The 11,718-nt window shown below is 39.3% G+C and carries 10 protein-coding genes and 1 riboswitch; of the genes, 6 read left to right on the top strand and 4 right to left on the bottom strand.

From position 1 onward, the window contains the following. Nucleotides 1-26: 26 nt before the first annotated feature. Nucleotides 27-214: riboswitch (cobalamin riboswitch) on the bottom strand. A gap of 246 nt (nt 215-460) precedes the next feature. Together ACQ5H4_RS19890 and ACQ5H4_RS19885 are read left to right on the top strand one after the other, a co-directional pair. Then, complete coding sequence (locus ACQ5H4_RS19890; protein ID WP_430776726.1) at nt 461-1,018, top strand: glycerol-3-phosphate acyltransferase; 558 nt, start codon at nt 461-463, stop codon at nt 1,016-1,018. A 211-nt stretch (nt 1,019-1,229) separates the two neighbouring features. Next, nucleotides 1,230-2,807 carry an aminotransferase class V-fold PLP-dependent enzyme gene (locus tag ACQ5H4_RS19885; protein ID WP_430776725.1) on the top strand — a complete coding sequence of 526 codons (1,578 nt, stop codon included), beginning with the start codon at nt 1,230-1,232 and terminating at the stop codon, nt 2,805-2,807. Nucleotides 2,808-2,875: 68 nt separating this feature from the next. Here the strand turns inward: ACQ5H4_RS19885 and ACQ5H4_RS19880 are convergent, their stop codons facing one another. Further along, nucleotides 2,876-3,640, bottom strand: a complete 765-nt coding sequence (locus ACQ5H4_RS19880; RefSeq protein WP_430776724.1) for a hypothetical protein — start codon at nt 3,638-3,640, stop codon at nt 2,876-2,878. A 251-nt stretch (nt 3,641-3,891) separates the two neighbouring features. Between ACQ5H4_RS19880 and mgtE the strand changes: the two genes are divergently transcribed. Continuing rightward, nucleotides 3,892-5,250: a magnesium transporter gene (mgtE, locus tag ACQ5H4_RS19875; RefSeq protein ID WP_430776723.1), complete on the top strand. Its 1,359-nt coding sequence runs from the start codon at nt 3,892-3,894 to the stop codon at nt 5,248-5,250. Between the two features lie 29 nt (nt 5,251-5,279). Here mgtE and ACQ5H4_RS19870 read toward each other — a convergent pair whose 3' ends face one another. The 3 genes from ACQ5H4_RS19870 to ACQ5H4_RS19860 are packed head-to-tail and all read right to left on the bottom strand — an operon-like array spanning nt 5,280 to nt 9,243. After that, on the bottom strand, nt 5,280-6,395 hold the full coding sequence (locus tag ACQ5H4_RS19870) for a GerAB/ArcD/ProY family transporter (protein WP_430776722.1): 1,116 nt from the start codon (nt 6,393-6,395) through the stop codon (nt 5,280-5,282). After that, nucleotides 6,395-7,609, bottom strand: a complete 1,215-nt coding sequence (locus ACQ5H4_RS19865; RefSeq protein WP_430776721.1) for a Ger(x)C family spore germination protein — start codon at nt 7,607-7,609, stop codon at nt 6,395-6,397. Before ACQ5H4_RS19865 ends, ACQ5H4_RS19870 begins: the two co-directional genes overlap by 1 nt. Further along, a complete protein-coding gene (locus tag ACQ5H4_RS19860; RefSeq protein ID WP_430776720.1) occupies nt 7,606-9,243 on the bottom strand; it encodes a spore germination protein in 1,638 nt (545 codons plus the stop codon). The genes ACQ5H4_RS19865 and ACQ5H4_RS19860 overlap by 4 nt, the downstream gene beginning before the upstream one ends. A gap of 152 nt (nt 9,244-9,395) precedes the next feature. Here ACQ5H4_RS19860 and ACQ5H4_RS19855 point away from each other — a divergent pair, with 152 nt between their 5' ends. The 3 genes from ACQ5H4_RS19855 (at nt 9,396) to ACQ5H4_RS19845 (ending at nt 11,710) form a co-directional block, all read left to right on the top strand. Continuing rightward, nucleotides 9,396-9,593: a hypothetical protein gene (locus ACQ5H4_RS19855; protein ID WP_430776719.1), complete on the top strand. Its 198-nt coding sequence runs from the start codon at nt 9,396-9,398 to the stop codon at nt 9,591-9,593. A 155-nt stretch (nt 9,594-9,748) separates the two neighbouring features. Continuing rightward, complete coding sequence (gene rodA / locus ACQ5H4_RS19850; protein WP_430776718.1) at nt 9,749-10,927, top strand: rod shape-determining protein RodA; 1,179 nt, start codon at nt 9,749-9,751, stop codon at nt 10,925-10,927. Nucleotides 10,928-11,149: 222 nt separating this feature from the next. Further along, nucleotides 11,150-11,710: a hypothetical protein gene (locus ACQ5H4_RS19845; protein ID WP_430776717.1), complete on the top strand. Its 561-nt coding sequence runs from the start codon at nt 11,150-11,152 to the stop codon at nt 11,708-11,710. Nucleotides 11,711-11,718: the final 8 nt, after the last annotated feature.

The raw sequence follows: 11,718 nt of genomic DNA, 5'->3' as shown, positions 1-11,718 counted from the left end.
CACACCACTCCTATCCTCGTAGGAAATTCGGTGCATAGCAATAGGCGAGTCTCCTGGCTTATGGTCATTGCTTGCTGCAACCTTCCCATACGTTCACGTACAGTGGTATTACTTGCAGCTTGCTCCCATTTACAGTGGCGGGACCGCGTTGGAATTTCACCAACTTCCTTTTTAAGTCTTCAGTTATGAAGACACCTACTACTAGTCGAATTATGAAATTTTCTGCTACGTCTGATTATACACCAACAAAACCCCAAAAACGCAACCCCTTTTTAACAAAAAGGTGTCAGACACCCTTCGTGGACAAAATGGCCAAAATGTCCACGGAGGGTGTCTGTCACCGCTCGTGGACACTTAGGGTTGTTTTGTCCGTCTGGGGTGGACAGTAACTTCTTATTGTGAAGAGGTTTTGCTTAGCATAATATGGAATATATACAACAGAGCGCGGAGGTCATGTTCTATGGTAGTAGTGGTTTATTTCTTCGTTTCCTACTTTATTGGATGCATCATGTTTGGATACATTATTGGAAGACTGTTTGGAAAGATTGATATTCGGGAGGTAGGTAGTGGAAACGTAGGTGCTCGTAATATCGGGAGAAGTTTAAATAAGACGGCCTTTGTCGCTACCTTTTTAGGAGACGCGTCTAAAGGAGCGGCAGTTATCCTTCTTGGCAGAATGCTAGGCTTTTCAGAGGAGATTCAATTAGTTGGATTCCTATTGGTGCTTATAGGACATATTTGGCCCATCACCCTTTCCTTTAAGGGAGGAAAAGGGATCTCTAGTTTTCTCGGAGGAATCATTGCTTTTGAACCGACCGTAACCATTGTCATTCTCGTAAGCTTCGGCCTCACATATCCCTTGTTCCGCAGTTTTACTATATCTGGTCTACTAAGCCTATGCATCCTTCCGATCTATTTCTTTATTGAAACTTATACATACACATCCGTCGGAATAATCGTACTCACAATAATCACGATTCTTTTTGCTCATCGAACAAATATAAAGGCTCTTTTCTAAAACATTGTTGCTATATACACACTTTTTCAGAATTAAACTATATGTTTCAGCAGCCAATCAGGATTTTATCCTCCTTAGAAAAGATCTACTCTCCAAATAGACCAATAAACTCAGCGTTATGCGGGGAAAAATCCGGCTTCTGGGATTTTTCCAAAACAACAAACTTTACGAAAACAGCCAATATAAAAGAAAGAGTATAGGGGGAAACCAAATGGGCTTGCTTTTTAAGATTGCAAGAAGCGAAGAAGAAATGGAGCAAATTCACAAACTAAATTATCGTACCTTTGTCGAAGAGATCCCACAACATCCAAAGTCTGATACAGAGAGAAGAGTTGACCCTTTTCACGCTGAAAATACGTACCTTATTTGCTTAAAGAATAAACAACTCATTGGAATGATTGCGGTTCGAGACAAGCGGCCTTTTTCCATTGATAAAAAGATTGGTCCTGTAGAAGATCATCTTCCTTTTCAAGCACATCTATTGTGCGAAATTCGCCTCCTCGCGGTTGATGCAAAGAATCGTAACGGTAGAGTGTTTCTAGGACTTTCGCAATTATTAGCCAACTACTGTATTAAACAAGGATACGACGCAGCTGTTATTTCAGGAACCACCAGACAAACAAAGCTGTATACACAACTTGGTTTTACTGTATTTCACGATCCAGTCGGAACAGAAGATGCACAATTCCATCCTATGTATATCACTAGAGACACCTTTGAAAAACAAGTCTCTTCACGCATCGGGATATCTTCGAGCCGGTTTATACCCGGACCCACTATGGTAGCAGATGCAGTTAGTAAAGCACTTATGAGTCCACCCCTTTCTCATCGCTCCAAAGCCTTTCTAACATTATTTAACTCTGTAAAAGAAAGACTATTGAGATTAACTAAAGCGGCAAATTGTCAGCTTCTTCTTGGATCTGGAACGCTGGCGAATGATGCCATCGCCATGCAACTGAAAAAACTTTCGAACGGAGTTATTTTTATTAACGGGGAGTTTGGAAAGCGACTTCAAGGTCACGCCATCCGTGCTGGCTTAACTTTTGAAAGTTACGAAATACCGTGGGGCACACCATTTACTCTTACAGAAATAAAAGAGGTTCTTAACAAACATAACCCTGAGTGGATCTGGTTTGCGCATTGCGAAACTTCCACTGGCGTTTTAAACTCTTTGGAAGATATGCATAAAGCCTGCATGGAAAAGGATATAAAAATCTGCCTTGATGCCATTAGTTCTATAGGAGCTAGCCCATTAAATCTCTCAAATATCTATCTTGCCTCAGGTGTTAGCGGAAAAGCACTGGGCTCGTATTCAGGTCTTTCCATTGTGTTTCACCAGCATTACATGAAAAAAGATGAGAGGATTCCCGGCTATCTTGATCTTGGATGGTATATAGAGAACGACGGAGTCCCATTTACACACTCTTCAAATCTCATCTCCGCTCTTCATCAGGCACTAGAAGCCTATGAAGATGACCAGCCCTTTGAAAGAATCGGTCGTCAATACCTGTATATTCGAGAGTTTCTCGAATCTCATAACATCCAGGTACTATCTAAGTTAGAGCATTCTTGTCCGACCATTATGACCATTCCATTTCCAACAAAAATACCCTCTACCTATATCGGAGAGGACATGGAGATGAATGGCTATTTACTACACTATGAAAGTGCGTATTTGAAACACAATAACTGGGTTCAAATCTCTCCTATTAGTCATATTGAAGAAAAGGAGACACAACGCATGCTAGCCCAGTTTAATGAACTAGTAACATACTATCAATCGCAATAAAATCATAAGTGTCCACCCCACGTGGACAAATCAACCCAATTTGTCCACGAAAGGTGTCTGACACCTTTTTACTGCCATTGCTTTGTTTTCTTGTCGAAGGTGAGGGTTGCGTCTGACTTGGTTTTAGACAGTTTTTCGTATTCTTCGAACATATCGTCCATATTCATGTAGTCGCCAATAACCCAAATAGGTACTTCAATTTTCGTTCTACTTTGGACCGCATCTTTAAATGATATTAATATCCCCTCTTTCATCAACGGTTTTAACGAAAGAGAAATATCAATATCCATCGGAGGGTACTCCCTCCTCTTTTTTAACCCTAAAACTCCTTTTTCTGGTTTGAACTCATTTAACTTCTCAGGCACGAGATCAGATAATAGCCGATAAAAATCAGTTAACGTCCGGTAATAAACCTTATTCCACCAGCCATCATCGTGAGCAAAATAACCATATCTATTTCTCAGATGTCGGTTAAATGGCTGCTTTAAGTGCTCCTTCATATGTCCCATATAAAGCAGCTCGGCAATCTCCTCGCCAGATAAGGCATTTACTCCTTCAAGCTCCTCGAAATCTACCCAGCAAAAATCACCATAACCATGTACATCGTCACCCATTAGCCGGTGCAATTTCTCTTTAGGGACATATTCTAGTAAAGTGTGACGATTAAACTCTCCCGATTCGTAAGCATGTTTAATCAACAAAAGATGATTCAAAGAATCGGAAAGAGACCGAGCAAACTCTTTAAATTCAATCCCGTGTGTCAGAACATATTGTTCACCTTCATTAAGGAATATGTAGAGAAGATCGCGTTTCTCCTGATTGCTTTTTTTCACCTAGTAAACCCCCACAATAATAGTAATATCTCCCTTACTTATGACGAATGAACGTATAAAAAAGTTTCGAAGAATTTCCCGCACTGTTCTTCTAAATAAAACTATACTATTGTATAAGCACTATATAATTCAAGCACATTCTTAACAATTCACAAACTTTTATGAAACTTCCATTTTAAAATAACTTGTTTTTCTCTATAATTAGCATGTTGCTTTTAAAACTGAACTTCCCCACCAAAGAGGTGATACGTATGATTACAAATATGACAGAAAATCAAATTACCCTATACATTATTAAAGCGTTAAAAGAATCAAAACGAAAAGAATTTGATGCGATATTAGATGAACTACAGCCTTATGATGTCGCTAGAATATATGGGGAATTACCCGAAAAACACAAAAAAAGATTTTTATTGTACTTAAATATAGACATGCTTGCAGACCTCATTGAGGAATTAAGCAAAACCGAACAGCTGGATGTTCTAAATCGACTGGGTATTGAACGTTCGGGTGAAGTCCTCGATGAAATGGATAACGATGACCTCGCCTCATTGCTTGATGACCTGTCACCTGAAAAAATCAGCCAGCTCTTATCTGGAATGAAAAAAGAGGAATCCAAAGCCGTTCAGGATATCATGAACTATCCTCCAGAAACAGCTGGACGATTGATGACGAATCGTTTTGTATGGATAAGAGATTACTATACCGTTAAGGAAGCTGTGACCAAGCTCAAATCGTTCACCGATTATGCAGAAACCATAAATTATCTTTACGTGATTGATCAATACCGCAAACTAGTTGGAGTGGTTTCCTACCGTGATATTCTAATGGCAGAAGCTGACGAAGTTGTTCGAAATATTATGTACGAACGGGTCATTTCTGTTTCAGTCGATACGGACCAAGAAGAAGTGGCTATGCTTATTCAACGTTATGATTTCATGGCCATTCCTGCTGTAAACGAAGAAAATGTACTTATGGGTATTATTACCGTAGATGATATTATTGATGTTGTGATTCAAGAAGCGAACGAAGATATCGAAAAACTATCCGCTTCAGGTAAATCCATTGATTTTGATACAAGTGCCTATGTGGCTGCATATAGAAGACTGCCATGGCTCATCCTTCTATTGCTAATCGGCATTTTATCAGGAAGTATCATCAGTACGTATCAAGAAACACTCAAAGAAATTGTAGCACTCGCTTTTTTCATTCCCATGATATCCGGAATGACCGGAAATACCGGTACACAGTCTCTAGCTGTGGTGGTTCGTGGACTTGTATCGAATGATATTAATAAACGTGTCATCACGAAACTTGTCCTGAGAGAGCTTGGTGTTGGTGTCATTATTGGTATTACCTGTGGCATCCTTATTTCACTTATCGCATTTATTTGGCAGGGTAATTTAATGATTGGCCTTGTAGTCGGCATCTCCTTGCTACTTACTCTTATTATCGGTACCTTAGCAGGAACAGTTATCCCATTGGTTCTTTATCGACTGCAAATCGATCCAGCCATTGCTTCTGGACCTCTTATTACAACGTTAAATGATATTTTTTCACTCTTAACTTATTTTGGGATCGCTACACTTTTCCTACATCATATACAGTAAAGAGGCACGAAGCATAGCGCTTCGTGCTTTTATTTTGCCTCCTCAGCTACTCTTTCTTTTTTCAACTTTTTCTTAAAAAAGAATCCCATTACGAGAATCATCGAAGGTAAACCTACCGCAACCCCTATGCTAATATACACCCACCAACCTTCTAAAAAATCAACGGCACGATTTTTATCAAAGTTGATCCAATAACCAAATGCACTGAGAATGATAGCAGTAGGAATAATCACTTTCCGATAATCCTTTAAACCAAGCATTTTTTGCATAGCAACCGAAGCACATAACAAGCTCATCATAATCTGTGTAAGAATCGATAACGCAAAGAAAGCAATCATAATCATTTCATATCGATGAACAAAATAACCAATTTGTGCACTTCTAGCCATTTGCATACAAGAAACGATATACTGTGCAGCTGTCTCAGGGGACAGAACACCTGCCTCTAGAATCGGCCACATAATAATGAATACCATTCCGTAACCAATCCCAGCAAACCCCATTTTCCCCCAAGTCTCCTTATTGGCAACCATCGGCAAAATAATTCCCGCCATAATTGTTGCCATAGCCCAGTCCGTATTATGATGTCTACTTGCCCAAACGGTTTTTAAAAAACCCATTTGAAACGTTGGACGTAATTCTCTAATATCAAACTCGGACAGAGAGCCAAGCATGAGCAATATATTTAAAGCGATAATTGAAAACACACCGATTAAAGCCATCCTAGCTATCACTTCTACTCCAAAGTAAATCGCATATGTACCTATTAAAAAAGCTGAAAGGATAAACAATAAGATCGGTGCCTCTGGTAGGAAGTAATCCTTTAAGTGAAAAACAAAGGTGGACATAACAGGCCCATATGCAGCTAGAAAAAATAAAAAGGTGATAAGCGCGACAAATTTCCCAACCCATTTGCCAAGTAACCTTCCCGCTTGGTCAATTAAGTCCCCCTCAGGCATTCGACGGATGACAAAGATCACCAAGAACATAATCACCCCACCTTGGATGGTCGCAATCAGGGTCGAAATCCATATATCCCCACCTACTTCTCTGGCCATTGATCCTTGCGTTACACCGATTGCCTTTGCATAGATCATATTAATTATTAATGCCATAAACATACCATTTGAGATTTGTACCTTCATTAGTTTGCACTATTCTCCTTTTTACCGGAGTTTGTTTCCTCCCATAGTAGAACTGAATCCTTCACCTCCACATTTACAGAGACTTCGATATCAACCGTAGGGAATACTTCCTCCCAATCATCCGCAATTTGCCTCCAGTACCCGGGATACTCATTGTGAAACACTTTCCCGAGCTCGATTACATCTGTTTTATACTCCGTTTGCACCTTATCTACAGTCGTTTCTATTTCCTTTTCCAACTTTTTCTCAACTGCTTTTTCTAATTCTGTTACTTTCTCTTGATTATCAATAGAAAATGGACAACCTGCTTCAACCACCCTAGCAAAAGCATCATACTCAGCAGTAAAACTGATTTGGTTACCCTTTAAATGAGGTGTAACCTGAAACATCTGGTCCCTCAGCTCTACACTGATCGTTCGTTCAGGTTTACTTGGACATGGGGTCGTAACGACACCAGACTGTAATCTTTCTGTAAAAAGCATTAATGCCCTTGTTTCTTCTGGTTTTAATACTCCAACCAAACGATCTTCCTGAAAGACTCCAGCACCGGCCAAGTCCACTTGTTTGATCGTAGGGCCTTTTTCTGGTTTTTTGTTAGAGATCATCACTTCCTTTAAGGAAACTCTAGCGATAATTGGTTGTGAGCTCTGACTTAAGTAGGCTGCCTGAACATCCATGATTTGTGTGTTTGGAGCAACATTTGAAATTTCTCCATACCGAAACAGTTTATTAACTGCCTCACCCGGTATGAGCTCCAACCCCGTAACGGTTGATACTAAGGTGCTAGCCTTTTCTGGAGTGATAACAACCCAAGTTCTCATCCGAAGTTCTGGGTTTCTTGTAAAAAAATCAATCACCTGCGCAATTCCTTCCTTGGCCAAATCCTCATTGATAACAATGACTTGATTGTGGGCCCAAAAAACATTTCTTGTGGTAAAGGAAGAAAGATCCCGTATCGCATCAAACAAAGATTCACCTTGTCCGACAATGGTGAGAATAGGCTCCCCCGTCTGCCCAGAAGGAGCACCTGTCTGTCCCCTAGCATCTGCTGGTCTGGCTATCTGTGCCGTCACTTTAAAGGAGTTCTCTTCCTCTCCTTTATCAATACCTACTGCCATCACCAAGGCTAGGTCATTTAACTCTCTCTTACCTGCACATCCCGCTAATAGGAGAATTATTATTAATAAAAGAGACCATGCCAGGTGTCTTTTCATTCTTCATCCTCCCCCTTAAGCTTGATGATATGACGGGTTTTCTTCCTCCGTGATTTATCTCCACCTTTTTGATTACTTTCTTTACTTTTACCCCCTTCATCAGAATAAGGATCTGTATTGGGCGGTTCTGGAAATTGATAATCTCCTACACGTTTCTCATCACCTGTAACCCCTTCAGGCCTCGCCTGCATTTTCCACCAAGGAAAGCGAATGATCGAATCCTTCTGATCCTTAGGTTGGAAAGGGGTTGCTGGTGCTAAGTATGACTCCCCGAAAGAGCGCAGAGTAAGAGCATGAATGGCTAATAAGGTGAACATCGCAGAAAACCCAAGCAAGCCAAGTGTCCCAGCTCCTAGTAGCAAAGGAAACCGAATAAGACGAATCGAGAATGATGCAGCGTAATTAGGTATGGCAAACGACGAAATACCCGTTAAGGCAACGATAATAACCATAAATGGAGAAACGATCCCCGCTTGAACAGCTGCTTGGCCAATGACAAGAGACCCCACAATACTAACAGCCTGACCAACAGGCTTAGGCATCCGAAGCCCTGCTTCCCTCATCAACTCAAAGGAGATTTCCATCATTAACGCTTCTAGTAAAACTGGAAAAGGAACCACCTCGCGTCCGGAGGCAATGGTTAGTATCAGTTGGGTAGGAATCATTTCTTGATGAAAACTTACGAGCATTACATAAATGGAGGTAAGAGTTAAGCTAAGTACAAAGGCCAAATATCGTATCGCACGAAAAAAACTACCTGTCATAAACCGTGAATAATAATCATCACTTGCCTGTAAAAACTGCCAAAAGAAGCTGGGAACTACCAATACAAAAGGAGTATTGTCAACAAAAATAGCTACTCTTCCTTCAAGTAAAGACGATGCTACTTTATCAGGTCTTTCTGTACTTTGTATGGTAGTAAAAGGAGATCGAGGTGCATCTTCAATTAATTCTTCAATATATCCACTTTCTAAAATGGCATCGATTTTTATATCACGTAGCCTTTTCTTTACCTCCTCAACCAAACCATCCTTCACAATGTCTTCAATATAGGCAATATTGATATCTGTCTTTGAGCGTTTCCCGATATTCATTTGCTCAATCCGTAGCTTTGGATCTCTAATTCTTCGTCGTACTAACGCCGTATTGGTTCGTATGCTTTCTGTAAAACCATCTCGCGGACCACGAACCACTTGCTCTGTCTGCGGTTCATCTACCCCTCTTTTTTCCCATCCTTTTGTTTGTATAACAAACACTTCATCGCTTCCATCAAGAATCAAGACTGCGACTCCAGAAAGGATTCCATCTACCGCTTGACTAACCTCCTTGATTACCTGAAATGATGCATTTGAAAGCATATGGTCCTTCAGCAAGGTGAATGGAGGTCCCGTAGGTAAGGTCGAATGTTGCAGCAACAGATTCCCCTTATAAAGTAGGTCACTAATAAATAGTTCTATTTGTATAACATCAACTAACCCATCCGTGTAATAACAAATTGCTTGAACATTTTTATGTTCATGAAAGGTAATACGCCGTTTGACTAAGTCAACACTGGTTCCCAAAATCTCATTCATCAACTCTTCATTATCTTTCAAATCTCTAAAAAAATAATCCTTTTCTTCCACTGCAGTCATAAATTGAAAACTCCTAAGATGATTATTTCCACGTTCATTACCCTTTCCTTTATTTTTCCAACAAAAACAGATTCTAGTCAGAAATTAGTTTATTTCCTGAAGGGTTTGGCAAACATGTAGCCAAATAGGCTACGAGAAAGGCGGGTGATTTTATGGAGTTTTATAGCACTTGGGTCTACCGAAATATCCTGAATGCTGAATGGGCCATTTGGACTTTTGTTGTCTTGATTATGGCTTTAAACCTTCTTGCTCCGATCTTTATATGGATGATTATGAATGGAACCCCAATTACCAAGGTGTTAAAGAAAAAGATGAAAAACAAAAAAGACAAGGAACTGAATGGCTCTTAACACTCCAATAATTGAAACTATTACCTAGTCTTCTTCGTCTATATAAAAAGAACTATGATAATGAATGAACATAATCTTTTGTGCATATCTTGAATGAGGAATTTTTGTTTGATAGGATAAAATTGTAAATAGTAGAGGGAATTAGGTGCAGATGAATGGAAGTTGTTAAAAAACCGACAGAAAAGTTTGATTGGACCTTAAGTCTTATTTTGTTTTTATTGTTTCTAGTAAGCTGCTTATCTATCTATAGTGCTCAAACGACAGGACAGTACAACGAAAATTATTTTGTTAGGCAAATATTTTGGTATGTAGTAGGAAGTATCATTGTTGCGGTCGTTATGTTTTTTGATAGTGATCAATATAAAAAACTTTCCTGGTATCTATATGGATTCGGCATATTTCTGCTGTTCGCTCTGATTATCGCACCCGAAAGCATTGCGCCTGAAAGAAATGGAGCACATAGTTGGTTTCAAATTCCGGGTTTTGGTACAATTCAGCCTTCGGAATTTATGAAAGCCTTTCTCATCCTTTCCCTTAGTAAGGTCATAACCTCTCACCACGAAAAATACATAAAGAAAACCTTTCAGTCTGATTTTTGGCTTTTCACTAAAATGAGCTTATCTACGGCTCTTCCATTAGCGTTAATCATGAAGCAACCTGATTTAGGAACTAGCCTTGTTATTGTAGCCATATTTACTGGACTTATTTTCGTATCAGGCATTACATGGAAGATTATTCTAACCATTTATGGACTTGGCTCGCTACTTGGAGCAACCATTATTTACTACGTGGTTTGGGCACCAGAGGTTCTTGTAAAATACTTAAACGTCCAAACATACCAGTTTAATAGAATTTACTCCTGGATTGACCCTGACAACTACCAAGCAGGGTCCGGATATCATCTTTATAATTCGTTAAGAGCAATTGGTTCCGGATTATTAACCGGAAAGGGCTTTGGGGAGAGACAAGTATACATACCCGAGAGTCATACCGATTTTATTTTCAGTGTGATTGGTGAGGAATATGGATTTGTAGGAGCAAGCATCGTTATTGGTCTATTCTTTATACTAATCTATCATTTAACAAAAACTGCCTTAGATGCGAATGATCCGTTTAACACCTATATTTGTGCAGGAGTCATCTCAATGATTACCTTTCATGTCTTCCAAAATGTCGGAATGACGATTCAAGTTCTGCCAATTACGGGAATTCCCCTCCCTTTCGTCAGTTATGGAGGAAGTTCGTTAATGGGCAATATGTTTGCGATGGGTTTAATATTCAGTATTCATTACCATAAAAAAACTTATATGTTTGGATCGGAAGGAAAGCAATGATGTTACGAATATTAAAGATTCATACTACAAAGCCTCGTTCTTTTATAGGAACGGGGCATTTGCTATTATCTAGTATTTTGTCGAAATTATTTTCTTTAAAACGAACAATTCCGATAGTATAATAGGAGAGATAGCAAATCAAAATGAAGAATAGCAAGCAGTGATGTATTTTTGTTCTTTTTTAAGAACCAACGATTTAATAAATGAAGAGGTGTAACAATTATGACTAAAAAAGTGTACACGAGCCCGAAGGTAATTAGTCACCAAGCGATTAAATTCGAAACTTTAATAAGTGGACCAAACGAAGAGCCAGAAGAACCCACAGATCCAGGTGAACCTACCTACCCAATAATTGATATTAAACCTGGTAGTGATCCAAGCAGCTATGGGGCAAACTCAAATGGAAAGATTCCAGTAGCAGTTTTTGGTTCAGCAAACTTTGATGTCTCAAAAATTGATAATAGTACGGTTCGGTTTGGGGATACATCAACCGATGGAGCAGCACCTTCTCACTTTGGTGAATTAAAAGATATTAACGGAGATGGATATGCTGATAGAGTTTATCATTTTCCATTCCAACAAACAAACCTAGATCCTGAAGATAAAATTGGGTATCTCAGTGGAAAAATTAGTGGTGAGAATTTTGTAAGTTCAAGTGACGTTAATATTGTTGGTGGCAATGATAAAAATGGTAATGACAATGAAAATGATAACAATGATAATAGCGATCAAAACGCCGATTTTGTTGACAACGGGAACGGTAATGGTAGAAACGGAAAGTAAAAACTATG

The sequence above is a fragment of the Bacillus coreaensis genome (genome assembly GCF_050586445.1).
GTDB lineage: Bacteria > Bacillota > Bacilli > Bacillales > Cytobacillaceae > Robertmurraya_A > Robertmurraya_A coreaensis.
The sequence above is the reverse complement of the archived record's forward strand: the minus strand, read 5'-3'. Positions and strand labels throughout refer to the sequence as shown.

Excerpts from the sequence above, each read along its gene's own strand:
- ACQ5H4_RS19845 (WP_430776717.1), top strand. The coding sequence starts at position 11,150 with ATGACTAAAAAAGTGTACACGAGCCCGAAGGTAATTAGTCACCAAGCG.
- mgtE (WP_430776723.1), top strand. The coding sequence starts at position 3,892 with ATGATTACAAATATGACAGAAAATCAAATTACCCTATACATTATTAAA.
- ACQ5H4_RS19870 (WP_430776722.1), bottom strand. The coding sequence starts at position 6,395 with ATGAAGGTACAAATCTCAAATGGTATGTTTATGGCATTAATAATTAAT.
- ACQ5H4_RS19860 (WP_430776720.1), bottom strand. The coding sequence starts at position 9,243 with ATGACTGCAGTGGAAGAAAAGGATTATTTTTTTAGAGATTTGAAAGAT.
- ACQ5H4_RS19885 (WP_430776725.1), top strand. The coding sequence starts at position 1,230 with ATGGGCTTGCTTTTTAAGATTGCAAGAAGCGAAGAAGAAATGGAGCAA.
- ACQ5H4_RS19865 (WP_430776721.1), bottom strand. The coding sequence starts at position 7,609 with ATGAAAAGACACCTGGCATGGTCTCTTTTATTAATAATAATTCTCCTA.
- ACQ5H4_RS19890 (WP_430776726.1), top strand. The coding sequence starts at position 461 with ATGGTAGTAGTGGTTTATTTCTTCGTTTCCTACTTTATTGGATGCATC.
- ACQ5H4_RS19855 (WP_430776719.1), top strand. The coding sequence starts at position 9,396 with ATGGAGTTTTATAGCACTTGGGTCTACCGAAATATCCTGAATGCTGAA.
- rodA (WP_430776718.1), top strand. The coding sequence starts at position 9,749 with ATGGAAGTTGTTAAAAAACCGACAGAAAAGTTTGATTGGACCTTAAGT.